This window comes from Aequorivita todarodis, assembly GCF_028561335.1.
Classification (GTDB): Bacteria; Bacteroidota; Bacteroidia; order Flavobacteriales; family Flavobacteriaceae; genus Aequorivita; species Aequorivita todarodis.
Window position 1 is genome coordinate 202,943 of record NZ_JAQQTG010000019.1, and the last position, 24,466, is coordinate 227,408.

22 protein-coding genes and 1 tRNA gene are annotated in these 24,466 nt (G+C 39.9%); 17 read left to right on the forward strand and 6 right to left on the reverse strand.

Features of this window, described 5'->3' with window-relative positions:
• Positions 1–26 precede the first annotated feature (26 nt).
• The 15 genes from POV26_RS09095 to POV26_RS09165 all read left to right on the forward strand — a co-directional run bounded on the left by POV26_RS09095 (position 27) and on the right by POV26_RS09165 (position 17,988).
• Positions 27–1,391 (forward strand): lipopolysaccharide biosynthesis protein, encoded by a 1,365-nt coding sequence (locus tag POV26_RS09095; RefSeq protein WP_272856163.1) that lies wholly within the window; start codon positions 27–29, stop codon positions 1,389–1,391.
• Between the two features lie 116 nt (positions 1,392–1,507).
• Entirely contained in the window at positions 1,508–2,668 is a 1,161-nt protein-coding gene (locus POV26_RS09100; protein ID WP_272856164.1) for a glycosyltransferase family 4 protein, read from the forward strand.
• A 21-nt stretch (positions 2,669–2,689) separates the two neighbouring features.
• Entirely contained in the window at positions 2,690–3,892 is a 1,203-nt protein-coding gene (locus tag POV26_RS09105; RefSeq protein WP_272856165.1) for an O-antigen ligase family protein, read from the forward strand.
• The gene (locus POV26_RS09110) at positions 3,852–4,712 is read left to right on the forward strand and encodes a glycosyltransferase family 2 protein (RefSeq protein WP_272856166.1); all 861 of its coding nucleotides are present in this window, start codon (positions 3,852–3,854) and stop codon (positions 4,710–4,712) included. The genes POV26_RS09105 and POV26_RS09110 overlap by 41 nt, the downstream gene beginning before the upstream one ends.
• Positions 4,713–4,719: 7 nt before the next feature.
• Positions 4,720–5,472, forward strand: a complete 753-nt coding sequence (locus tag POV26_RS09115; RefSeq protein WP_272856167.1) for a ChbG/HpnK family deacetylase — start codon at positions 4,720–4,722, stop codon at positions 5,470–5,472.
• Between the two features lie 3 nt (positions 5,473–5,475).
• Complete coding sequence (locus tag POV26_RS09120) at positions 5,476–6,591, forward strand: glycosyltransferase (RefSeq protein WP_272856168.1); 1,116 nt, start codon at positions 5,476–5,478, stop codon at positions 6,589–6,591.
• Positions 6,588–7,685, forward strand: a complete 1,098-nt coding sequence (locus tag POV26_RS09125) for a glycosyltransferase family 4 protein (RefSeq protein WP_272856169.1) — start codon at positions 6,588–6,590, stop codon at positions 7,683–7,685. Before POV26_RS09120 ends, POV26_RS09125 begins: the two co-directional genes overlap by 4 nt.
• Positions 7,686–7,823: 138 nt before the next feature.
• Entirely contained in the window at positions 7,824–8,828 is a 1,005-nt protein-coding gene (locus tag POV26_RS09130) for a hypothetical protein (protein WP_272856170.1), read from the forward strand.
• A gap of 6 nt (positions 8,829–8,834) precedes the next feature.
• Entirely contained in the window at positions 8,835–9,854 is a 1,020-nt protein-coding gene (locus tag POV26_RS09135) for a Gfo/Idh/MocA family protein (protein ID WP_272856171.1), read from the forward strand.
• Positions 9,851–10,714, forward strand: a complete 864-nt coding sequence (locus tag POV26_RS09140; RefSeq protein ID WP_272856172.1) for a hypothetical protein — start codon at positions 9,851–9,853, stop codon at positions 10,712–10,714. Before POV26_RS09135 ends, POV26_RS09140 begins: the two co-directional genes overlap by 4 nt.
• Before the next feature lie 3 nt (positions 10,715–10,717).
• Positions 10,718–11,470 (forward strand): WecB/TagA/CpsF family glycosyltransferase, encoded by a 753-nt coding sequence (locus tag POV26_RS09145; RefSeq protein ID WP_272856173.1) that lies wholly within the window; start codon positions 10,718–10,720, stop codon positions 11,468–11,470.
• A gap of 17 nt (positions 11,471–11,487) precedes the next feature.
• Positions 11,488–12,651 (forward strand): carboxylate--amine ligase, encoded by a 1,164-nt coding sequence (locus POV26_RS09150; RefSeq protein WP_272856174.1) that lies wholly within the window; start codon positions 11,488–11,490, stop codon positions 12,649–12,651.
• Positions 12,652–12,843: 192 nt separating this feature from the next.
• Positions 12,844–13,536: a polysaccharide biosynthesis/export family protein gene (locus POV26_RS09155; RefSeq protein WP_272856175.1), complete on the forward strand. Its 693-nt coding sequence runs from the start codon at positions 12,844–12,846 to the stop codon at positions 13,534–13,536.
• 3 nt (positions 13,537–13,539) lie between these two features.
• Positions 13,540–15,924, forward strand: coding sequence for a GumC family protein (locus POV26_RS09160; RefSeq protein WP_272856176.1), 2,385 nt, complete (start codon positions 13,540–13,542; stop codon positions 15,922–15,924).
• A gap of 129 nt (positions 15,925–16,053) precedes the next feature.
• The gene (locus POV26_RS09165) at positions 16,054–17,988 is read left to right on the forward strand and encodes a M1 family metallopeptidase (RefSeq protein WP_272856177.1); all 1,935 of its coding nucleotides are present in this window, start codon (positions 16,054–16,056) and stop codon (positions 17,986–17,988) included.
• 108 nt (positions 17,989–18,096) lie between these two features.
• Here the strand turns inward: POV26_RS09165 and POV26_RS09170 are convergent, their stop codons facing one another.
• Entirely contained in the window at positions 18,097–19,608 is a 1,512-nt protein-coding gene (locus POV26_RS09170) for a M56 family metallopeptidase (protein WP_272856178.1), read from the reverse strand.
• 2 nt (positions 19,609–19,610) lie between these two features.
• Positions 19,611–19,976 (reverse strand): BlaI/MecI/CopY family transcriptional regulator, encoded by a 366-nt coding sequence (locus POV26_RS09175; RefSeq protein ID WP_272856179.1) that lies wholly within the window; start codon positions 19,974–19,976, stop codon positions 19,611–19,613.
• Positions 19,977–20,169: 193 nt separating this feature from the next.
• Here POV26_RS09175 and POV26_RS09180 point away from each other — a divergent pair, with 193 nt between their 5' ends.
• Complete coding sequence (locus POV26_RS09180) at positions 20,170–20,745, forward strand: PhnA domain-containing protein (RefSeq protein ID WP_272856180.1); 576 nt, start codon at positions 20,170–20,172, stop codon at positions 20,743–20,745.
• A gap of 28 nt (positions 20,746–20,773) precedes the next feature.
• On the opposite strand, the gene POV26_RS09185 is transcribed toward POV26_RS09180, so the two are convergent.
• The 4 genes from POV26_RS09185 to POV26_RS09200 form a co-directional block, all read right to left on the reverse strand.
• Entirely contained in the window at positions 20,774–21,349 is a 576-nt protein-coding gene (locus POV26_RS09185; RefSeq protein WP_272856181.1) for a methyltransferase family protein, read from the reverse strand.
• A gap of 88 nt (positions 21,350–21,437) precedes the next feature.
• On the reverse strand, positions 21,438–22,325 hold the full coding sequence (locus POV26_RS09190; protein WP_272856182.1) for a LytR/AlgR family response regulator transcription factor: 888 nt from the start codon (positions 22,323–22,325) through the stop codon (positions 21,438–21,440).
• Between the two features lie 21 nt (positions 22,326–22,346).
• On the reverse strand, positions 22,347–23,735 hold the full coding sequence (locus POV26_RS09195) for a dipeptidase (protein WP_272856183.1): 1,389 nt from the start codon (positions 23,733–23,735) through the stop codon (positions 22,347–22,349).
• A gap of 206 nt (positions 23,736–23,941) precedes the next feature.
• Positions 23,942–24,235 (reverse strand): hypothetical protein, encoded by a 294-nt coding sequence (locus POV26_RS09200; RefSeq protein WP_272856184.1) that lies wholly within the window; start codon positions 24,233–24,235, stop codon positions 23,942–23,944.
• A gap of 16 nt (positions 24,236–24,251) precedes the next feature.
• On the opposite strand from POV26_RS09200, the gene POV26_RS09205 reads away from it, so the two are divergent.
• Positions 24,252–24,333, forward strand: a tRNA-Leu gene (locus POV26_RS09205).
• Positions 24,334–24,466: the final 133 nt, after the last annotated feature.

The window sequence follows — 24,466 nt, forward strand, 5'->3', positions numbered from 1 at the left end:
ATTACCATATAATTTAAAGTTTATAATTGAGAGAATTAATAAATAAAATACAGTCCAGATTAGGGATTCACAGTACGCGAACAAAAAATATAAGCAAGCATGTCCTGCTTTCCATTTTATACAGGGGCGGAAGCATTATTGCAACTTTTTTATTGGTGCCTTTGACCATTAGGTTTTTGGATACCGAAAATTACGGGGTCTGGCTTACCATAAGTTCCTTTATAGCTTGGTTTTCCTTTTTTGATGTAGGCTTGGGAAATGGCCTAAGAAATAAATTTGCCGAAGCTAAGGCAAAAGATGATATGGAATTGGCAAAGGGTTTTGTAAGCACGGCCTATTTCAGTTTGGGGCTTATTTGTTTGGGATTGTTCTGTATTACGGTTTTTGGCAGCTTTTTTATTGATTGGACAACTATTTTTAATGCTTCCGCCAGTTTAAAAGGGCAATTGCAAATACTGATGCCAATAGTATTCGGATGCCTGAGTTTGCAATTGACGGCAAAATTAATCGCTACCATTTATACCGCGGATCAAAAACCTTCCATTGAAGGAAAAATTAGCTTTATCACTTCTACCAGTTCCTTGATTTTAATTTGGATACTTACGCAAACAGCGACTAACTCCTTATTGATTTTCGGCTCATTGTTCTCCTTATTGCCCGTATTGATACTGGTGCTTTTTAACGTATATGCATTTTCCAATAGATATAAAATGTACAAGCCCAACATATCATTATGGAAAAAAAAATATTTTAATGAGATTTTTGGGTTAGGGGCCACGTTTTTTATTATTCAATGTGCGGTAATCGTTTTGTTTTCTACCGATAATTTTATCATTGCACAGTTATTTAATCCGGAGGAAGTTGTTCCATATAATATAGCGCAAAAATATTTTAGCATTTCCTTGATGGTCTTCAATATGCTTTTAACACCGTATTGGTCAGGATTTACCGATGCTTATACAAAGAGGGATTTCGTATGGATTAGGGCCTCAATGAAAAATTTGGGCAAATTCTCTTTTGGAAGTATAATCCTAACCTCCTTGATGGTCCTTCTGGCACCTATTTTTTACAAATTATGGATTGGAGACCTAGTTTCCATTCCTTTTAATTTGACCTTAAGCATGGCGGTGTTTTTTATGATATGTATTTTTTATTCACCGTATAATGCCTTTATTAATGGGCTGGGCAAAGTACGGGTGCAAATGTACACCTTAGTTGGGGCAGCTGTTTTAAATATCCCCTTGTCAATAATCTTGGTCAAGTACACCCCACTGGGAGTAGAAGGGGTTATTATAGCTACAATTTTATGTGTCATCCCCCATGCTATTATTTGTCCGTTGCAGTATTCAAAATTAATGGGCAATCGGGCCCTTGGCATTTGGAATAAATAAGAGGTGCCAGTTTAAAATAGCACTCCGAATATGAAACATTTGAACCTTAATTTTTTTATTTTCCCAAACAATATGCGCTTTGATTGATTGGGGTATAAATTATAAAAACAACTGAGATGAGAGTTCTGCATTTGTTTAATGAAATAAATTTTTCGGGAGCGGAACTAATGTATAGGGATGCCGCGGACTATTTCCGGGAAAAGGGGGTGGAAATGTATGCAATGGGAACGGCCAAGAATTTTGGGAACTTCGTTGATAATTTTAGGGAAAAGGGAATAAATACAGTCCATAAGCCCTACAGAAGCCGGTTCGTTCTTTCCCGGGCGGGCCTTTCTTTCTATTGGTTTCTTTATAAATTTCTGAAGCAAAAGAAAATTGACGTGCTTCATATACACAGGGATGATATTTATTTTGCAACTGTAATTGCCTATATCTTAGGGATTCGGAGCATAAAAACGCAGCACAGTATCTTTTATAATAGAAAACGTACGCTTCCTATATCAATAGCGAGAAGGAAAATCGTTCGAATTTTCTTTAAAACAGATTTTCATAGCATTGGCGAAAGTGTGCACAGCCACGAATTGAAATATTACAAAAACCCATCTGCCAAAATTAACAATTGGTATAATCCAAAAAGATTTTATGGGTTTACCGATGCGGAAAGGAGCGAGCTAAAAAGGAAATTAAACATCCCGAACGATGCGTTTGTGATTATATCGGTTGGCGGATGTGCCGCGATAAAAAACCATCACGATGTCTTAAAGGCCATTGCGCGTTTAAAGGGAAAACTGGATATTTTGTATTTGCATTTGGGAAAAGGTAAAACCGAATGCGAAGAGAAACAACTGGCCAAAGATCTGGGTATTAATGAAATGGTAAGGTTTGAAGGGAATAAGGACAACGTGAGGGATTATTTGATAGCCTCAGATGTATTCGTTATGACATCAAAATTTGAAGGGTTGGGCAATTCCTGTCTCGAAGCCATGGCCTGTGCCCTTCCAGTTATTTTGTATGATGTTGTAGGGTTAAGAGATCTTATTTCCAATGATGACAATGGATTTTTAATTGAACCAAATCCTAAGGAGCTGGCAGATAAAATTGTTTTATATTCGGGGAATCCTGGGTTAAGAAGCGAAAAAGGAGCCAATGCTTCCGTATTCGTTAATAAAAATCACAGTATGTTTACAAATGTGGATTTAATGTTGGCATTTTACAAAAAAGGCTTGGATAGAAACCATGAAACTGTCAAAAGCAAAGAAAAACTAGCGAATGATTAGACGTAACGCGGCTTTAAACCGATGAGGATACCCAAAAAAAAAATAGAAGTTTATCTCTACACGTTCCTGTTTGCTGCAATGAGTGGAAATCCGCTCTTCAGTATTTCAGGCGATACTTCCAAATATATATTTATTGCTTTTGTTCTGCTGCTCGTGGCAAGACATCACACCTATTTCAACCTCAACAAAGGGATTATTTATTATACGTTTTTTGTCTTTTTCGCAATCATATTTCTATTTCAGAAATTGGTTTTGGGCTTCGTGTCCTTCCCGAGCACGATTGCTTTTATGGCGCGAATTACTTTGGGCTATATTATAATTCGGCATATTGGGTACAATTTTAAATACGCTTTCTTTCAGATTATTTTTATTGTAAGTTTGATAAGCCTTTTCGGGTTTGCTTGGAATGCCTTGGGAATGGACATACCCGCAATTTCGGTGGTTGAGACCACTGCCCAGTATTCTGATAATTCCTCAAGAAATATAATTTTATTCAATCAACACGCCGATGGCCACAGAAATTCAGGCATGTTTTGGGAACCCGGTGCCTTTGCCTGTTACATCTGCCTAGCTTTTCTGTTTTACCTCGGAAATATAAGAACGCTTTTAAAGCTGCACAAATGGAAGGTTATCATCATCCTCCTAGCCCTGATTACCACCTATAGCACTACTGGCTATATTGTGCTTTTTATAATTGGGATCGCAACTATTTATATAGAATATAAAAAGAAATACGGGGCGTTTGTGCTGCCAATTTTAGTAACCTTTGGGCTCATTGCCTATCTTACGTATGAAAATACCGAATTTATGAAGGACAAAATGGACGCCCAAATAGCCGCAGCTTCCGAAAGGGATGAGGGGGAATTTGCCCCGGACCGTATGAGTGCGCTTCTCTTTGATCTGCATTACATAGCCAAACATCCCTTGGCGGGCAATGGGATGCACGCTTCCACGAGGTTCGCAGACCATCCGGCCCTTCAAAAAGAGGATTTGGGGCACGGCAATGGGTTCAGTGATTTTCTGGCATCTATGGGAATTTTGAGCTTCATATTTTATCTGTTTTATATTATTAAATACAATAAAAACCACCCTGTACTATTTGTTGTCTGCATTCTATTTTTGCTCCAAGGAGAACCCTTGTTGAACTATCCGTTATTTTTATGTTTACCCTTTGTATTTATTTATGATGAACACGATCGCCGTACTGCTAACCTGCCACAATAGGAAAGAAAAAACCTTGCAGTGCCTGCAAACACTGTTTAAGGCTGATGTGCCGGAAACCCTGAAAATGGATTATTTTCTGGTCGATGACGGCTGCACGGATGGCACGGGAAAGGCCGTAAAAGAAATTTATCCGGAAATTAATATCATTTTGGGAAACGGCAATTTATTTTGGGCGGGCGGAATGCGGCTCGCTTTCAATGAAGCCCGAAAACATCGCGATTATGACGGATACCTTCTTCTTAATGACGATGTTGAATTAACAAAAGACTTTCTTACAAGAATACTTGAAACTCAGGAATATTGCTTAAACAAATACAAAAAAGGAGGTTTGTATTCGGGCTCTACCAAGGAAAAAAGATCCGGCAAAATATCCTATGGCGGCAATGTGCTTACCAACGGAATAGCTTATCCCGCCTATAAATTAGTGCAGCCTTCAGAAATTCCGCAGCCGTGCCACCTTACCAATGCAAACATACTTTATGTTGAAAAAGAAGTGATAGACGCCATCGGTTTTTTCGATACAAATTTCAGTCACGCCTTTGCCGATTATGATTTTTCACTGCGGGCTTTTAAAGCTGGATTTCCAGTATATATCACTCCGGGCATATGTGGCTATTGTAAAGATGACCACGGCAATAACTGGAGCAGTTCCAAGAAACTCAAGCACAGAATCGCATATCTTAAAAGTCCGACGGGCTTGGCCTACAAAGAATATCTGTATTACGGAAAGCGGCATTTTCCAAAACAGGTTCCCAAAATGTTTTTGAAACTGTGGGCAAAAACCCTGTTCCCGAGTTTGTGGGATCTAAAAAACAAATAACGGTGTTATGAAACTGATAGTCAATGCAGACGATTTTGGTTTTTCGGAAGAAGTAAACGCAAATATTGTGAAATGCCACCAAAAGGGTATTGTTACAAGCGCGACGATTCTTTCGGGCGGAAAAAATTTTGAAGGCGCCATCCAACTGGCGAAAGAAAATCCAAAGCTCGGCATCGGGATCCATTTGGCTATCGACGGCCCCAACAATATTGGAAAGAAGTACACTACTCTGCTCGACCCTCAAACGGGCGAATTTTACGAGGATTTGGTCGCGGTAAAAAAAATAAGGAAAGGCAAATTTAATTTTGAAGAGTTAATTTCAGAATATTCGCTGCAGATTGAAAAGGTTAAAAATGAGGGAATAACCATCACACATTTGGACCATCACCACCATTTTCACCTCTATTTCCCCATTTTGAAAGCGGTGATCGCAGTGGCCAAAAAATATAAAATTCCATACATCCGCCCACAGAAAATACTTTACGCGGCCCACAACCCATTTCCAAAAAATATCTATAGGCTTTACCATCAATTCTATTTGTCCAGCAGGTATAATACAATTGACGGTTATACCAGTCTTATTGGGTGCGATTCGGACCAAATGTCCACTAAGTTTCAAACTGTTTTAAATTCTAACAAAAAGACAATCGAATTAGTGGTCCATCCCTTAAAGGAAAATGGCGAAATAGATTTTTTAACGAATCCCGAGATTGTTGAAAAAGCGCAGAACCATCTAATCAATTACGCAAATTTGGTGTAAAAAATGAAACCGAAGCAAACCATTTTAATATTTCATCCCGCGTTGGCACCTTACAGGGTTGACTTTTTTAATGCGTTGCACCGAGCATTCAATGCCCATTTCTATTTTAATCTGCTGAACGTAAGCGACCAAAAGTTTGATCAGGACGATTTGAAAGGCAAGAGCGAATTTTCATCAAATTACTTGCAAAAGGGATTCGAATTTATGGGAAAATCATTTCGAACGGGCGCCATTTCAGCAATTAAAAAACATAAGCCGGACATTATTTTGTGCAGCGAGTACGGCCCACTCACCTGTTTGGTTTTCGCCTATGTAAACCTGTTCCGAAAAAAGGTTCGATTTTACACGATAAGCGATGACAGTATTGCCAATTCCATAGAACGAAAAGGAGTGCGGAAATGGTTGCGAAACCTAATATGCAAAAAAGGCAATGGTGTTCTTTTTACGAGCGAAGCAGTTTGCAATTGGCACAAAGAAAATGTCTCCAAAAAAATAAAAACCCTCGAATTGCCTATCATCCATAACGATGAGGTGCTTCGCAAAAGGTATTTTGACAGTTTAAATGAAGCCAATGCGAACATCGAAAAATATAATTTGAAAGGAAAAAAGGTTATCCTTTTCGTCGGCAGATTGGTGCAGGTTAAAAACCTTCGGTTCCTTTTGAAATGTTTTTCAAAAATTGATACTTCGGATTGCAGCTTGGTACTCGTTGGAGATGGGGAACTTCGGGGAGCATTGGAAAACCACGCAAAAGACCTCGGTATTTCAGACAAAGTTATTTTCACTGGAAGAAAGGAAGGCAAGGCGCTTTACAGCTGGTACACGTTTTCCCAAATATTTGTTTTTCCCAGCACCTATGAACGGTACGGCGCCGTGGTAAACGAAGCCTTGCTGGGCGGTTGTTACACATTGTGTTCCGCTGCGGCCGGGGCTTCCAGCTTAATCGACGCCAAAAACGGACAGCTTTTCGACCCAAAAAACGAAACGGATTTTATTGAAAAACTGCAAGCTGCAATTGACAGTTCAAACCCTTTGGAAACTGAAATCACAAACCTTCGGGAAAACAAAATGCCTTTCACCTTTGACGAAAAAATAGGTTCCCTAATAAAACAATTATGAAGAAAAAAGTCTTGTTTATTCTTCATCTTCCGCCGCCCGTGCATGGCTCTTCCATGGTTGGTCAATACATCAAGAACAGCTCGATTATTAATGAAGCCATCCATTCGGAATTTATCAATTTGGGAACTTCCAAATCTTTGGACGAAATAGGTAAAAACCCAGTCCAGAAAATTGGGGCGTACCTAAAAATCGTTTTTCAAACGCTGAAACAATTGATCGTTTTCAGACCTAATTTGGTCTATATTGCGTTAACGGCAAAAGGAAAAGCCTTTTATAAAGACGCTTTCATTGCCTTGCTGGCGAAACTTTTCGGGAGAAAAATCGTATATCATCTCCATAACAGAAGTATTGCGGAACGCCAGGAAAAATGGTTGGATGTCGTGCTTTGCAAGTTGCTTTTTAAAAACGCGGACGTTATTTTATTGTCGAAATATTTATATCCCGAAATACAAAAGTACGTTCCCGAAAACCGCGTGCATTATTGCCCAAACGGGATTCCCGATACAGTCTCCAAAATCCCAAATGAAAAAATCCCAAATTCCGATGAAAGGGTAGCAATTCTATTTTTATCAAATTTAATGAGGGCCAAGGGCGTATTTGTGCTTTTGGAAGCCTGTGGGATTTTACAGGAAAAACAACTTCCCTTTCATTGCACATTTATTGGGGGTGAAAGTGATATTACTTCTGAAATATTTCAGAAAAAAGTGAGCGAACTTGGCCTTTCGGAAAAGGTACATTATGCCGGAAAAAAATACGGGGCTGAAAAGGAAAGGGCGTTTTCAAAAGCGGATATTTTTGCGTTCCCCACTTTAAACGAAACCTTTGGACTTGTAAATCTTGAGGCGATGCAATTTTCTTTGCCCATTGTCGCTACGTTTGAAGGCGGGATTCCCGATGTGGTTGAAGAAGGAAAAACAGGGTTTCTGGTAGAAAAAGAAAACGCCGGCGCCTTTGCCGAAAAATTGGAAATTCTGATAAAAAATGGTGAACTGCGCAAGCGAATGGGAGAGGCTGGAAAACTGCGATTTGAAAGGCATTTCACCTTAACAACCTTTGAAAATCGCTTTTCATCGATAATCCATAAATTAGTATAAAGGGTTGCCGTTAATTTTCAATATTTTAATTAAATTGGCGCCACTTCCCCACAGCCTACAAACCACCGTAAATACTGAAAATTCTATCAAAATTTTAGACATCTATTTTATAGAAATTGCTTTTGCAGAAATTGTTTTATGAAAAAAATTGAGTTTCCCGATAACAAGAAATTTATTTTCACGATCATCGACGATACCGATGATGCCTATCTTGAAACGATCAAACCGGTTTATGACCTTCTTTATAAAAATGGGCTGCGAACCACAAAAACCGTTTGGGTCTATCCGGTGCGCGATCCCGAACGTTCCAAGGGCGATTCATTACAGCGCGCTGAGTACAAGGAGCACATTCTGGATCTGCAAAAAAAGGGATTTGAAATTGCGATGCACAACGTAGGAAGTGGCGATTTTGAAAGGCCCGAAATAATCGAGGGGATAAAGGTCTTTGAAAGCATTTTTGGCCAAAGTCCAAAACATCACGTAAACCATTCGTATAATCCGGATAATATTTATTGTGGCAGCAAGCGTTTCAGTTTTCCGCTGAATTGGGTCGTAAGGAAAATGTATTCGCAGTACGATTCATTTTTTGGCGAAGTGAAGGGATCGAAGCATTTTTGGGGCGATCTTCATAAAAAGCATATTAAATACAGCAGAAATTACGAAATAGATCAATTGGATACTTTTGGAAAGAATCCGTATATGCCCTATAAAGACAAGGTTTATGACGAATTTGCCAATTATTGGTATTCCTCAACTTTTGCTTCAAACCAGTGGATGTTCAACCAGCGGGTGCATAAAAAATCCATTGACCAATTGGAAAAGGATGGCGGCATCTGCATACTGTACACCCATTTGGGATATTATCATAAAAACGGAAAAATTGACGAAGGCTTTCAAAAGGCAATCGAATATTTGGGCACCAAAAAAACCGGCTGGTATATTCCGGTAAACGAGGTCCTCGATTTTTTGATGGAAAAAAAGATTGAAAATGGCGTACCGGAATACATTCCTTTCTGGTTCAAAAAAAGATTGGAACTCCATTCGCTCCTAACACGGATAAAATATAGATATTTTGTAAAAAAGGACGATTATCATTTCAAACTTTCCGAGGAATACAATGAAACTAAAACAACAAAACAATAAATCTAAATGCAAAGAATAGCACTCATAGGCATTGGTAAAATGGGACTTTCCCATCTGGCCATTGCGAACCAAACCCCAGGAATTGAGGTAAAGGCAATCTGCGACACTTCAAAGCAACTCATCCGGGCCATTGAAAAAAACACCAAGTTCGTCTGTTATACCGATAGCGAAAAAATGATAAATGAAGTGCCTTTGGACGGCGTTATGATCTTGGTTCCAAACGCCCACCACTTTAATCTGGTAAAATATTGCATAGAAAAAGGCATTCACGTATTCGTTGAAAAACCATTAACTTTAAGTTATAAGGACAGCAAATATTTGGTCGATTTGGCAAAAACAAATAATGTGAAGGGGCAGGTAGGCTATGTAAACAGGTTCAATCCTGTTTTTCAGCGCGTCAAAAAATTGTTGGATCAAAACATTATTGGCGAGGTAGGCAATTACGTGAATAGGATGACCGGCGGCGTCATTTTGAAGGAAAGCAGCAAAGGCTGGCGCAACGATTACAAAAAAGGTGGCGGGTGCCTTTTTGATTACGGCCCGCATTGTTTTGATTTGTCAACCTATTTTTTCGGCACCGATGTTATGGTACAATCCTCGGTTTTAAAGAAGGTCTTTTCAACGGCGGTTGATGATATGGTTTATGCAACCCTGCTTCACAACAACAAAATTGTGGGTTTCAATTATATAAATTGGTCCGACGGCTCTGTGCGGAAAGCGACCAATAATATAGAAATTACGGGAAGCAAAGGGAAAATTTTGGCGAGCAAACAGGAGTTAAGTATATTTTTAACGGAAGCAAATACGGAATTGAAGCTCGAAAAAGGCTGGAACCAAATGTACGTGACCGATGAAAACATGGACGTGCCATATTATCTGAGGGGAGAGGATTTCTCAAGGCAACTGATTGAATTTTCAGATCTTCTCAATGGGAAAATTGAAGAATCCATTTCCTCGCTTTACAGCGCGAGTGTTACGGATAGATTGTTGGAAGAAACCAAAAATTTAAACAAGGAATTATTATGATGGATAAAGTTATTTTTGGGGACAATCAGTTTTTTGGCGTAAACCACATGTCTGAACAGACCGCGATAAAACAGGCGCAGAAATTCAGAACGGCTGATGATATTTATAAAACCTTGGAATACGTGAACGATATTGGTATTAAAAGTTTCATGTTTACAACCCACAACCAATTGGAAGAGGTTTTTGAAAAAATGAAAAAGAACCCGAAGTTTGATGATTTCAAATTATACCCCAGCATGCCGTATGCGCACAAATATGCCGATGCCTTGGTGGAATTGGGCCCTTTTGAAATGATAAACAAATTCACGCCCGGCAATAAACTAATTTCGGGATTGAAAGGGGTGGGTTCGGTACTAAGCGCCAATCCGGTGCCGATTATGAAATTGTTGGTAGATTCGGAAATGAAGTTGCTGAAAGGAATGAACGTGCAGGGTATCTTTTTGCTAAACATTGTAACCGATTTGATCCTCGGTCTGGAAATGCACGATATCCTTTTTGAATTTGCACAATACACGGAGAAAAAGTACAATGTGAAGGCAGGCTTTTTCACCATGAATTACGTTAAGCTCCACGATGTTTTAGTAAATAAATTAGGGTTGAAGGATCCTATAATTGTGAGCAACATCAACAAGATAGGTTTTAGGATGAATCCTTCAAAAGTAGAAGTGGAACGTATTTTGGCTAAAAAGGACAGTTACAATATCGCTATGTCATTTTTGGCTTCGGGGGCGCTACGGCCCAAGGAAGCTGCGGACTATATTGCTTCCATAGAAGGCGTTGATGCGGTGCTTTTTGGCGCCTCAACCCCAAGCCATATAAAAGAGACAAAACTAATTTTGGAAGAAACTTTAGCAAGATAAACGATGGATCGGTTTTATATAGGAAAGATAGGTATTTCAAAAGTAAATCTAAATACGGCCGTGGCCCATTTGAACGAAGCGGTCAGCAATCACAAATATGGCTATGTATGCGTCACAAATTCACGGGCAACTTATATAGCGAACCACGAGCCCGATTATTTAAAAGTCCAAAACGGTTCGTTGCTTACGGTGCCGGACGGGATGCCGTTGGTTTGGATTGCCCATAATAAAGGGCTGGCAGAAATGGGCAAAGTTTCGGGACAGGATTTAATGGATGCCATTTTTAAAATTTCAGTGGAAAAAGGATATTCCCATTATTTTTACGGTTGTTCCGAAAAAACCTTGGAACTGCTCAGAAAAAACCTGCAAAAACGCTATCCCGGTTTGGAAATCAAAGATTTGGTTTCGCCACCGTTCCAGCCTTTGGAAAATTTTGATATTCCCGCGTTGGCGGCGCAAGTGAATGCGCTCAAACCAACATTTTTCTGGTGCGGATTGGGCTGTCCGAAACAGGAACGGTTGATGGCGATGTTGCAGCCCCATCTTACCGAAACAATTTCAATAGGAGTAGGCTTGGCCTTTGAATATTATGCCGAAACCGTAAAGCGCGCCCCAATGTGGATGCAAAAAAATGGATTGGAATGGACGTACAGGTTATACAAGCAACCCGACAGGATTACCTATCATTCCATGAAGAGATTGTTCAATATAATGATTCCGGTAACGAAATCTTTTTTCAAACTGAAAATAGATTAATTAAAACATAAAACGCAATGATTAACGTAGGGATATTGGATGGCCAAAGTGTACAGGCACTTATTTTCGCGAAGCAATTGGCTAAAGCGGGCTATAAGGTCGTTCTCTTTTGCGATTCCAAGCTTTCCTACGGCTACCACACCAAGTATGCACATAAAAAAGTGCTTTGCCCTTCAACACAAAAGCAAACGTCTATCTTTCATGAATTTTTCCTGAATTATTTGGAGAATGAAAAGCTGGAGGTAGTGCTTCCGATGAACGATTATTCGGCAAAATATTTAAGCGAATACAAGCCGATTCTTCAAGACAAAGTAAAATTTGTAATTCCGGATTTTTCGGTTTTTATGAAAGGGTATGATAAAAACCAATTGATGAAGGTTTGTGCAGAGAATGGCATACCGCACCCAAAAACGATTGATATTTCTACTTTGGAAAAGGGCGCTGAGCCTGATTTTAATTTCCCTGCATTGGTTAAACCCAACGAAACCACCGGCGCGCGCGGGTTCAGAAAAGTGGAAAGTTTTGAGGAATTGTGGAAAGTTTACGAACCCATATTTAAGGAGTTCGGCAATTGCCATCTTCAGGAATTGATTCCCGAAGGCGGCATGCAATACAAAGTGCAGCTTTTAATAAAAGACCAAATTGGCATCAACAGTACGGTAATAGAAAAACACAGATATTATCCTATAAATGGCGGTAGCAGTTGCTTTAACCACACTGTTGTAAATGACGAATTGGTAAAAATATGTACCGAAGTATTACGGATACTTGGGTGGGAAGGTTTTGCCGATTTCGATTTAATAGAAGACCCAAGAAACGGGATTATAAAAATCATGGAAATTAACCCCCGCGCCCCAGCCTGCATCAAAGCATCGGTAATATCGGGGGTAGATTTTCCAAATGCAATCGTGGATCTTTCGTTGCATAAACCTGTAAAAACCTACACCTATAAACCGGATAAGTATTTGCGGTATTTCAGTATGGATTTGCTTTGGCTAATTTCCCAAAAAAGTAAGTGGAAAGGTTTTAAGGAATGGAAAAAACAGCTATTTTCAAATCGACATTTTTTACAGGATGGTGAATTGTTTGACCCCCTGCCGTTTATAGTTGGTGCATGCTCCGGAATAGCAAAACAAATTAACCCCAGGTTTAGGGCCTCAAAAAAAGGAATGAACCAATGAGTATTTAAATGGTCCGTAGTTTCTGAACTGTTTTTATATCAAATATATTAAGTAAATTCGTTGTAGTAGTAATACAGTAAACAGCTAACTAACCTTTGTAAATTTCAGAAGAATAAAATGAAGAATAATGTCCAAATAATACTAATATTAGTAACATTGGTATTGCAATCGTGCGCTAGCAAAAAGGAAATTTTGTACCTACAGGACGCGGACCTCTACGATTATCAAAACATAGAATATGAATCTTCAAAAATTCAGCCCAATGATATTTTGAGCATTACCGTGAGCGCTCTGGTGCCGGAAACAGCGATACCGTACAATGTCCAGACTGCCAACACCTCAGGAAGCCCCAGTTTGGATATTATAAAGCTGCAAGGCTATTTGGTTTCAAAGGAAGGAACCATTGTTTTCCCCGTTTTGGGTAAAATCGCGGTTGGCGGAAAATCAACTGCGGAAATTGAAAAGGACATCGCACAGCGTTTGGAAGACGGCGGCCACCTCAAGGAACCCACAGTGAGCGTCCGGTTGCTGAATGCCAAAGTTACTATCTTGGGAGAAGTTAAAAATCCTGGAACCTATACATTTACCGAACAGAATATTACACTGCCACAAGCACTGGGATATGCGGGCGACTTAACCATAAATGGCCAAAGAAATGACGTTCTTTTGATAACCGAGGAAAACGGTGTTCGTAAAGTGGTCCATATAGATTTAACCAGTGCAGACTGGTTCAATTCATCCCATTATTTCATAAAACCCAATGATTTTATTGTGGTAAACCCAAACGATGCCAAAGTAAAAAGCGCCGGAATTATTGGTGATGCAGGTATTGTGCTAACCATTGTTTCCATTGCGCTTACGGCCGCTGTATTAATAGTAAAATAAAAAATGAAAGGATCAACGCCATATTCACTGGATATTCAAGAAGAGGAAGAACAATTTGACATCAGGAAAGCCTTGTCAAAATATGTAAGATATTGGCCTTGGTTTTTAGCGGCTATTTTCATCAGTCTCGTGATAGGATATTTTTACCTTCGCTATTCGCCCGTGATTTTTGAATCGGTTGCCAAAATAAAAATATTGGACGATTCCAAACAACTGAATATTTCCGTGGACCCTATGTCGGTTTTGAACGGCAACTCCAAGATTAACATGGATAATGAAATAGAAGTCCTGGAATCGTATCGGATTTTGAGCCATGTGGTCAACGAAATGGATCTGGATATAACCTATGCGGTAGTTGGCAAACTGAAGACCACCCAAATTTGGGACGCCCCATTTTTTGTAATAAAGGAATTTCCGAAGGACAGTTTAACCAAACCTCTCTCCTATACCGCGACAGTCGATGCTTCTGGGCTTACGATTGTTGATGAGCAAAAGCATACGCTATTTGTTGAACCAAACCAAACAAGTGTTCCCACAAAATATTTTCCGCTAAGCATAACCCTTTTGAAGGATGCAAATCTGGAAGAGCACAGTGATGCCCTCTATCAAATAGTTATTAGCCCTGTTAAAGACGTGGTCATGAACCTGATTGATGAGTTGAAGGTTGAGGCTACAAACAAAACAAGTGAAATCCTTACCCTCTCGCTCCAAGGCGAAAACCCGGAAAGGAACGAGCGCATTTTAAACAAAATAATAGAAACTTTCAATGAGGATGGCATTTTGGATAGACAATTGATTTCAAAACGCACGGTTGATTTTACGGATGAAAGAATTGTAGATCTTTCGGGCGAGCTGAGCACGATAGAGGGCAAAAAGGAATCTTTTCAAAGAAACAACAACCTTTCCTATATCGAGGCGGACGCTGGAATGAGTATCCAGAAAAAGGCTATTGCCGAGGATGAAGTAAACAAACTGCAAACCCAGATTGAACTTTCAAAATTATTGAAGGAATCACTTTCAGACCAGGGCGACTATGGGTTATTGCCCGCAGATATAGGTCTGGAGAATAGCGGGATCAATTCCTTGGTTTCGAGTTACAATAAATTAGCACTGGAATATCAAAAATTGGCAGCCAGTGCCGGCGAAAACAACCCTACCCTACAGGAATTGTCCAGCCAAATGAACAGGACAAAGCAGAATATTATAAATACGGTAAACGTTTACCAACAGCAACAAAACGTTTCCCTTGCGCAACTTAGCCGACAAAAAAATAAGGCCGGCGCCCAGTTTTCCAGAATTCCCGAAAAACAGAACATATTGCGTTCTATAGAAAGGCAACAGAGTATTAAAGAAAGTTTATACCTTCTTCTTTTACAAAAAAGAGAAGAGGCCGCCATTAACTATGCCGTTACGGCCCCTTCCATTAAAGTAGTTGATTATGGCTTGAGCGATAGCCGCCCAGTATCTCCGAAGAAAAAAGTAGTTTATGCCATTTCACTTCTTATGGGAATTTTGCTTCCGTTCGGATTTCTTTACCTGAAATTTACCACGGATACCAAGATCCATGAACGGGCGGATGTTGAGAAATTGCATACCGATATCCCCATAGCGGCAGAAATCCCCTATTTTGAAAATATCAAAAGTTTTACACAAGCCAACGATCGTTCTATCCTTGCTGAATCCTTTAGGATTTTGAGCACCAATGTTAACTATCTTTTGGGCAAAAAAGGAAAAGAAGGAAGGGTTATTTTCGTAACCTCTTCCGTAAAGGAAGAAGGAAAGACCTTAGTTGCGCTCAACCTTTCTTTGGCCTATGCGAGTATTAAAAAGAAGGTCCTGCTGGTGGGCGCCGATTTAAGAAACCCACAGTTGCACTCCTATTTTGATATTGACAAAAACAATGTGGGCCTTTCAAATTATTTGCACGACCCAAAAATAGATTGGAAAGACTGCATCCACAAGGGTTTTGGGTTAAATGATTTCCATAAGGTGTGCTTCGCAGGTGCCATTCCGCCAAACGCCCCAGAACTTTTATCGAGTCCAGCTTTTGAAGATTTCATAAATGCCGTAAAAAAGGAATTTGATTACATTATTGTGGATTGCGCTCCCACATTATTGGTTACCGATACGCTTCTAATATCTGAATACGCAGATTCCACCCTATATGTTGTAAGAGCCGAATTTACCGATAAACGCTTATTCGAATTTATTAAGGGCTTAAACAAAAACCATAGATTAAAAAATATGGCATTCGTAATAAATGACGTAAAGATTGATAAACTGAACGGTTATAACTATGGCTACGGTTACGGGTATAGCGAAACTGTTATCTCAAGCCCTTGGTACAAACGTTTTCTGAAAAAAAAGACCAATAAACCTGAAAGCTAATTTTGGGCCATAAAAACGAACCTTATTTCTTGCATGGTTTTTCTTAACGTAAAGCAAACCCGAGTGTTTTAACAAGATTTTTACATCTGGTTTATTACCTTCGCAATCTCTTCTTAAATTGTTAAAAAAATGACATATCCAAAAAGCAGCTTTCTTTTTTCGCTGCTCCTTTTCACTTTCTCTTTTGCAATTACCGCACAGGAAGTTATTCCAGACAATCAACATCTTTTTGATAATTTTTCATACCGGCAGGGGAATGTGTATCGTACCGCCTCGGGAAAACCGGGCCCGGAATATTGGCAGAATTCCGCAGACTACAATTTGCAGGCAACCTTGGACGATAAAAACCACACCGTTTCAGGAAACGTAACCATTCACTACACAAACAACAGTCCGGAAACCTTGGATTTTATTTGGCTTTATCTCGAACAGAACCGTTTCACCGAAAACTCCCGTGGCACTTTAACCACCCCCGTTCAGGGCAATCGTTACAGTGGTGACGTGGAAGGTGGTTTTGAGTTGAAAAATGTTTCGGCAAAAACAAAGACCGGAACTTCTTCAAAATATATAATTTCCGATACGCGGATGCAGCTTTGGTTGGATAAACCTTTGGCCGCGAAAGGCGGGGAAGTGGAAATAAAAATGGATTTCAAATTTAAGGTTCCCGTGGAAGGAATGGACCGCATGGGCAGACTGGATGTAAAAGATGGAACCATATACGCCATTGCGCAATGGTATCCGCGTGTGGCCGTTTTTGATGATGTTGTGGGCTGGAATACCGATCCCTATTTAGGCGCAGGCGAGTTTTATTGCGAATATGGAAATTTCGATGTAAAAATAACTGCTCCCGCCTATCAAACCGTAATCTGTTCCGGTGTTTTGCAAAACCCGAAGGAGGTGCTTACCAAGGAACAACAAGAACGCTGGGCGCAAGCTGAAGGAAGCGATAAAACCGTTTACATCATAAAACCGGAAGAAGTGGGCAAGCCCGAAGCCCACGCCAAGACCGGCGGCACGCTTACTTGGCATTTCAAAATGGAAAACACCCGCGATGTGGCCTGGGCCGCTTCCAAAGCATTTATTTGGGACGCAGCGCGCATGAATCTGGGCGATGGCAAAACAGGATTGGCACAATCAGTTTACCCAAAGGAAAGCGACGGTAAAAATGCTTGGTCGCGCTCAACAGAATTCACTAAGGGTTCCGTGGAGTTTTATTCAAAAACCTATTTCCCTTATCCGTACCATAACGCTATTAACGTAGCGGCCAGCGTGGGCGGTATGGAATATCCGGGTGTTAGTTTTTGCCATTACCAAAGTAAGGGCGCGGACCTTTGGGACGTTACCGATCACGAATTTGGCCACAACTGGTTCCCGATGATCGTGGGCAGCAACGAGCGCCGCTACCCGTGGATGGACGAGGGATTCAATACTTTTATAAATCATTATAGCACCGTGGCTTTTAACAATGGGGAATTTCCAACAACTACCGATAGCCCGAAAAACTTGGTACGCTATTTAACCTACGAAAACCGCGAGGGCATTGATACCTATCCCGATGTGGCAAATGCGATGAACTTGGCCTATACCGCATACTACAAACCGGCAGTGGGGCTTTATCTGCTTCGCGAATACATACTGGGTACGGAACGTTTTGACAATGCCTTTAAAAGCTATATCCATACTTGGGCATACAAACATCCGCAACCCAATGACTTTTTCAATCATATAGAAAACGTCGCTGGCGAAGATCTTTCCTGGTTCTGGAAAGGGTGGTTTTATGGCAACGGCAACATCGATTTGGGTATTTCGGAAGTAAAACCTTATTTGGGAAATTATTTGATTACGGTTGAAAACGATGGGCAAATCCCGATGCCGGTGCAACTTGAAGTGATCTATACTGACAATTCCAAAGAAGAAATTAGGCTTCCCGTTGAAATCTGGCAGCGCGGCAATAGCTGGACACACCTTTTGAAAACTACCAAACAAGTGCAGCGCGTGGTTTTGGATCCCAACAAAATGCTGCCCGATGTAAATGTTTTAAACGATACTTGGAATAAACTTTAATAGTTTACATAATATGCCCAGCCGAAATTACGCTATAAATGTCAGTCTGAGCTTGTCGAAGACAATCCGTACTTGCACTTCGACAAGCTCAGTGTAACATAGCGGTATTTAGCATCCGCCTAAATGAACCATTGGATATTGGCTTACATCTATAGTAACATCGTTCGTGCTTTTTTTTACCATTTCAATCGCTTCGTCTGTGCTGTATTTATGCGGACCTATGTAAAAAGTAGCTCCCCGTTTTCCCAATTCCTTTACATATTCCACTTTATTTGAATTTGGCGGTGGCGGAGCCTCGGGAGCCATATATAAGTTTCCGTTTTCTACGGAAGGCATTTTCTGGTTATCTTTTATTGCGATCTTTTTTTTGTCAAAAGGCTCTTGGTACAAATGAACTGTATTTTCCTCTTTACTGATATAGATTCCTATATTATTGTTTTTATCAAGTAACTCATTGGCTTTTTCAAAAGTGATACGCTCTCCTTTATAGTAATAATTCGCTTCACTGAACTTTTTATTGTCTTCTTCTCTAGAATAATTTTGCGTCTGATTGCATTCCGGAAAAGGTTGGGCTTTTGCCCGCTGCGCAAGTGTCATTTTTCGGTAAATGATTTCCAGCCGTTCCAAATCTTTCTTTTTGATGATTCGTTTTTCAATATCAATCGCATTGTATTTTTTCGCCAGTTTGTTGTATTCGGCTATTTCTGCTTTAGTGGCTTTTTGCTGAACAAGCTCTGAATGAACTTCTTTCTTTAAAACTTCCTTCGTACTAAACCCATATATCAATACGGAAAGCAAGGGCAAAAGCAAAAGGCTTCGAAGCCAAACAGATCTTTTTGAGGTGTGTGTTTTCATAAGGGTAAATCTTTTTTTGATTGATGAATAATTCAGGGAATGCGCCAGTGAAGGCGTAATTGCATCCCGATAGCTGTCGGGAGATGAAAATGCAAGCAATATTTTTTGATATGCTGAGGTTTCTGCGCCCGTGTTCAAAACCGCACGGTCGGCCAAAAATTCGTGGTTCAGTTTGATGCTTTTTTTGATGAAATGGAACAGCGGATTGAACCAAAATACGATCTGTAATATTTCAACAAAAATAATGTCCAAACTGTGTTTTTGGCGTGCGTGGGTTTCTTCGTGAAATATGACTTCCTGCGGAATTTCACGGTTTTCGAATTGCTTTTTGTTCAGAAATATATAGTTGAAAAAAGTGTGCGGAATGACGGTTTCACTTAAAAGTACATTTATAAACCTGCTGTTTTTATATTTTGGGTTTTTTCGAATTTGTTGGATCAGACCAAAAAGATTTCTGAAAAATTTAATGCTAAAAAACAGCACGCCCAAGCCATAAATCGTCCAAAGCACGAACGGCCAGTAATTTAAGGTTTGTTCAACTTCAGTATAATTTAATTGCGGAGTTACTTCGGAATAAATTGGGACTATGGGCGAAACTTCCACATAACTGGTAAAAGTGATAAGCGGAATTAGAAAAGCGGCCAATAAACTCCCGAAGAGATAAAAACGCTTAAAAGTGTGCATGGAGGTGTTTTCCAAAACAACTTTGTAAAAAGCGAAAAGGACGGCAAGAATGGCTGCGGATTTCAGTAAATATAGTTCCATAACTACTTCTTTTTAATTTCAGAATCTATCAATGTTTTAAGGGCTTCCAATTCTTTTTTGGAAAGATTGGTCTCTTCGGTAAAGAAAGAGGCAAATTGCGATGGACTGTTGTTAAAGAAATTTTTGATCAGCCCGTTTACGTGCTTTGAAAAATAATCCTTCTTTTTTACCAGGGGAAAGTATTCCCGCGAACGTCCAATTTGTTTATAATCCACAAAATTTTTGTCTTGCATCCGTTTCAAAAGCGTGGCAACGGTTGTGGTTGCGGGTTTTGGCTCGGGGTATGCCTCTATTAAATCTTTCATAAAGGCGCGTTCCTGTTTCCACAAAATCTGCATTAATTGTTCTTCTGAATTTGATAAGGCCATTGTTAAAATCTATTTATGCTCTACAAACGTAGAACAAATATTTTTATTCTACAAATGTAGAGGTGAAAAATTTTCCAAACAGCAAATCCCAAATTCCAAAAGATCAATCTAAACCTTAATATTAGTGCTCTGTTTCGATTTCTGTTTCGATTTCGATTTCAAAAAGAATATCTTTGACCTAAATTATTTTAAGATGAGTTTAGAAAATGAACTGCAGCAACGCAGCGATAATAAATGTGAACTTTGCGGTTCAGGGGAAAATTTAAGTGTTTATGAAGTACCAAATTCTCCAACTGATGTTGCCGATACAAGTATTTTAATTTGTGAAACTTGCAAAGAGCAAATTGAAGACCCCGAAAAAGTAGATCCCAATCATTGGCGCTGCTTAAACGATAGTATGTGGAGCACAGTGCCAGCCGTGCAGGTTATGGCGTGGCGTATGCTCAATAGACTTAAAGCCGAAGGCTGGCCGCAGGATTTGCTGGATATGATGTATTTGGAAAATGAAACCAAGGAGTGGGCAAAGGCAGGGCTCACCGAAAACACGGGCAAAGCAATCATTCATCGCGACAGCAACGGAAATATCTTGGAAGCCGGCGATAGTGTAGTCTTAATAAAGGATTTAAAAGTAAAAGGCAGCAGTATGGTCGCCAAGCAGGGCACCGCCGTCCGTAGAATTTCCCTGGATCACGAAAATGAAAAATATATTGAAGGGAAGGTTGATGGCCAGCAAATTGTGATTATTACTGATTTTGTGAAGAAAATATAATTTCTATTCGAATATTCAATTAACTAATCTACAAAACCCAAGGAAATAGAGCTTTAGTTTTTGCTTTGTAATCTATATAGGTTTTCCCGAAGTGTTCCGTGAGCCATTGCTCTTCCAGTTTCAATTTTCGCCATAGGGAAAAAAATACAATGAGAATGGCCAATATAGCACGATAATCGCCTACAATTAACGTGTTTCCAATAAACAACAATAATATAGCAGTATATATCGGGTGCCGAATAATTTTATAAGGCCCAGTTGTTATAAGTTCATGGTCTTTTTTCAACTGTACGGAAACACTCCAGTTTTTTCCCAATGAAAATCGTGACCAACAAGCAAGCAACGTTCCCAACCATGCAATACTTGCGCCTATAATTCCTACCAAATTGGTGTGTTCCACAAAATTTTCGCGTATCCACATGCCCATAAACCATTCGGTTGGGCCTAAAAGTAAACCAGCAATAATTAGCGGAAACCAATACCATAAAAACCGTTTTAGAAGCGGTTCTTGTTTATCCGTTTTTTTAGTTTGAAGCGCTCCAATTATCCAAACTATTAAAAATACTAACCAAGCAAGGTGTAGCGCAATTTTGGCCTGTTCCATAAATTATAAATACATTTTCGGCAAACTTAAGTCTGAAATATGGGACTATATAAGGCTTGGGATGAATAACAAGCTTTTGGGACAAGTGTCAAGCATGACGGTTCAAAACCTTCATTTTTTCTTCAAAAGTGGAAATTTTACTTCGTGAAACTGGGATGGGATTTTTAATTTTTTTTAGTTTTAATTGATATCCTTGCGCATTTCCGGAGATGCTTTCAATTCTTTTTAAGTTTATCAAATACGAACGGTGAATTTTTGCAACAAAAGAAATGGCTTTCAATTGATTTTCCAGTTCGGTCAGCGTGATTCGTTTTACCAATTTTTGAATTTCATTTTCGCGTGCAAGATAAATTTCCAAGTAATTTTTTTCGGCTTTGGCAAAAAGGAATTGGTTGATTTCCAACTCAAAATCATCAGCTTTCAATTGTGTTTTTATGGGAATTACTTGTTCAATTTCAGTAGTTTTTATTGGAATTTGAAGTGAGATTAATTTTGCCGATTTTTCTTGATACCGATCGTGAAGCCTTTTAAAATTAAAAGGAATAAAAATAAGGATGAACAAAATTCCGGCGAGTATGGTGTTTTTCAATTCAACCCAAAAATGGTAGGCCGACCAATTGTCGGGATTGGTATAAATTAAATCACGCACCAAGAAATTAAAGATTCCCACGAGAATTAAATAACTTAAAATAACCCAAATTTCTTCTTTTACCTTCCATTTTTCATCAATCTCTTTAATTTGTTGAACTACTAAGAAAATAAGTAAAAATAAAAGTGAGGGAATTAAAGCGTGAATGAAGCAGATCCACGCATAGCCCATCCTATGTTCTGAAAGATTTACCTGAAAAGGCTGAAACAAGTAATTGAAGAGAAACGTAACCGCAAAAATACACGAGGAAATTACGAACAGCGTTTTCCCTCGATAGTAAAAGGGATAAGGCTGAGAAAGAAAGTTAGTTAGTTTGGAAGGGCCCATTTTTCTCAGCCTTACAATATGTTATTTACTCAATTCTGTAAAAAAATGATAAAACTGCGGAATGGTCTCAATGCCCTTTAAATAGTTCCAAATTCCAAAATGCTCGTTGGGCGAGTGGATGGCATCGCTGTCCAAACCGAAGCCCATTAAAATGGTTTTGCTTTTCAATTCTTTTTCAAACAGCGCAACAATTGGAATACTACCGCCACTTCGCTGTGGGATTGGCGTCTTGCCAAAGGTTTCCTCATACGCCTTTTCAGCAGCCTTGTAGCCCAAACTATCTATTGGCGTAACATACGCCTGCCCGCCGTGGTGCGGTTTCACTTTTACGCGAACGCCTTCGGGGGCGATGCTTTCAAAGTGTTTTTTGAAAAGCTCGGTAATCTTTTTCCAGTCTTGGTTTGGCACCAAGCGCATACTAATTTTAGCGTATGCTTTGCTGGCTATTACTGTTTTGGCACCTTCGCCTGTGTAGCCGCCCCAAATTCCGTTTACGTCCAAGGTTGGGCGGATGGAATTGCGCTCGTTGGTGGAATATCCCTTTTCGCCATAAACGGCGCCAATATCCAGGGCTTTTTTATAATCCTCCAGATTGAAGGGCGCTTCCGCCATTTTCTCACGTTCCTTTTTGGAAAGTTTTTCCACATCGTCATAAAAGCCGGGAATGGTAATATGAGTGTTCTTATCGTGAAGCGAGGCAATCATCTTGCACAAAATATTTATCGGGTTTGCCACAGCACCGCCATACAGGCCGCTGTGCAGATCGCGGTTTGGCCCGGTGACTTCCACTTCCACATAACTCAAGCCGCGAAGCCCTGTGGTTATTGATGGCACATCTTTGGCGATCATTCCCGTGTCGCTGATTAAGATAACATCGTTGGCCAATTTCTTTTTGTTTTTGGTAACGAACCATTCCAGACTGCTACTGCCCACTTCTTCCTCGCCCTCGATCATAAATTTCACGTTGCAGGGCAGTTGGTCGGTTTTGGTCATATATTCCAGAGCCTTTACGTGCATATACATTTGGCCTTTGTCGTCACAGCTGCCGCGGGCGAAAATGGCGCCTTCGGGATGCAGTTTTGTTTTTTTGATGACCGGCTCAAACGGCGGACTGTCCCACAAATCCAATGGATCTGGCGGTTGCACGTCGTAATGGCCGTAAACCAGAATGGTCGGCAATTTTTTATCGATCATCTTTTCGCCGTAAACTATTGGGTAGCCGGGCGTTTCGCAGATTTCGACCGAATCGCAGCCTGCTTTTTCGAGTTGTTTTTTTACGGCTTCCGCAGTTTTTAGTACGTCTTTTTTGTAAGCTGAATCGGCGCTGATGGAAGGTATTTTCAACAATTGGATCAATTCGTCCAAAAATCGATCTTTGTTTTTTTCAATGTAAGTTTTGGCACTTTTCATTTTGTTGTTTTTGAAGAATTGCTAAAGTACAAAACCTCTCGGAAACAATAGGACTCCTTGCATATTTGGTATCACTCTTTAACGTAGCTTTAGCAAACGGGCATATTTCTGTAAAAATTTAGTTTGTAAATTATAATTCTTGTTTATATTTGCACCCGCCAATGCAAGTTTTGAAAAAGCCGGGCAGGCTCCTTTTACAATATGCTCTAACTGTTGTAAAGGATTTTGATGCAGGCGTGGTGGCCCCCGATAGCTATCGGGATGTTAGACACGCAAATTGAAATAAATGCAGGCGTGGTGGCCCCGATAGCTATCGGGATGTTAGACACGCAAGTTGAAATAAATGCAGGCGTGGTGGCCCCGATAGCTATCGGGATGTTAGACACGCAAATTGAAATAAATGCAGGCGTGGTGGTCCCGATAGCTATCGGGATGTTAGACACGCAAATTGAAATAAATGCAGGCGTGGTGGTCCCGATAGCTATCGGGATGTTAGACACGCAAAATGAAATAAATGCAGGCGTGGTGGAATTGGTAGACACGCTAGACTTAGGATCTAGTGCCGCAAGGTGTGAGAGTTCGAGTCTCTCCGCCTGTACTTAACAAGAAGCCGTCTCAAAACCTGGGGCGGCTTTTTCTATTAAAAAGCTTGCTTAAAAATTGGTTATTTTTTATCTTTAAGTACTGACAATCAAAGATATGAATACCAATTTTCAATCCTACAACCAACA

Excerpts from the sequence above, each read along its gene's own strand:
- POV26_RS09100 (WP_272856164.1), top strand. The coding sequence starts at position 1,508 with ATGAGAGTTCTGCATTTGTTTAATGAAATAAATTTTTCGGGAGCGGAA.
- POV26_RS09105 (WP_272856165.1), top strand. The coding sequence starts at position 2,690 with ATGAGGATACCCAAAAAAAAAATAGAAGTTTATCTCTACACGTTCCTG.
- POV26_RS09110 (WP_272856166.1), top strand. The coding sequence starts at position 3,852 with ATGATGAACACGATCGCCGTACTGCTAACCTGCCACAATAGGAAAGAA.
- POV26_RS09115 (WP_272856167.1), top strand. The coding sequence starts at position 4,720 with ATGAAACTGATAGTCAATGCAGACGATTTTGGTTTTTCGGAAGAAGTA.
- POV26_RS09120 (WP_272856168.1), top strand. The coding sequence starts at position 5,476 with ATGAAACCGAAGCAAACCATTTTAATATTTCATCCCGCGTTGGCACCT.
- POV26_RS09125 (WP_272856169.1), top strand. The coding sequence starts at position 6,588 with ATGAAGAAAAAAGTCTTGTTTATTCTTCATCTTCCGCCGCCCGTGCAT.
- POV26_RS09130 (WP_272856170.1), top strand. The coding sequence starts at position 7,824 with ATGAAAAAAATTGAGTTTCCCGATAACAAGAAATTTATTTTCACGATC.
- POV26_RS09135 (WP_272856171.1), top strand. The coding sequence starts at position 8,835 with ATGCAAAGAATAGCACTCATAGGCATTGGTAAAATGGGACTTTCCCAT.
- POV26_RS09140 (WP_272856172.1), top strand. The coding sequence starts at position 9,851 with ATGATGGATAAAGTTATTTTTGGGGACAATCAGTTTTTTGGCGTAAAC.
- POV26_RS09145 (WP_272856173.1), top strand. The coding sequence starts at position 10,718 with ATGGATCGGTTTTATATAGGAAAGATAGGTATTTCAAAAGTAAATCTA.
- POV26_RS09150 (WP_272856174.1), top strand. The coding sequence starts at position 11,488 with ATGATTAACGTAGGGATATTGGATGGCCAAAGTGTACAGGCACTTATT.
- POV26_RS09160 (WP_272856176.1), top strand. The coding sequence starts at position 13,540 with ATGAAAGGATCAACGCCATATTCACTGGATATTCAAGAAGAGGAAGAA.
- POV26_RS09165 (WP_272856177.1), top strand. The coding sequence starts at position 16,054 with ATGACATATCCAAAAAGCAGCTTTCTTTTTTCGCTGCTCCTTTTCACT.
- POV26_RS09170 (WP_272856178.1), bottom strand. The coding sequence starts at position 19,608 with ATGGAACTATATTTACTGAAATCCGCAGCCATTCTTGCCGTCCTTTTC.
- POV26_RS09175 (WP_272856179.1), bottom strand. The coding sequence starts at position 19,976 with ATGGCCTTATCAAATTCAGAAGAACAATTAATGCAGATTTTGTGGAAA.
- POV26_RS09180 (WP_272856180.1), top strand. The coding sequence starts at position 20,170 with ATGAGTTTAGAAAATGAACTGCAGCAACGCAGCGATAATAAATGTGAA.
- POV26_RS09185 (WP_272856181.1), bottom strand. The coding sequence starts at position 21,349 with ATGGAACAGGCCAAAATTGCGCTACACCTTGCTTGGTTAGTATTTTTA.
- POV26_RS09190 (WP_272856182.1), bottom strand. The coding sequence starts at position 22,325 with ATGGGCCCTTCCAAACTAACTAACTTTCTTTCTCAGCCTTATCCCTTT.
- POV26_RS09195 (WP_272856183.1), bottom strand. The coding sequence starts at position 23,735 with ATGAAAAGTGCCAAAACTTACATTGAAAAAAACAAAGATCGATTTTTG.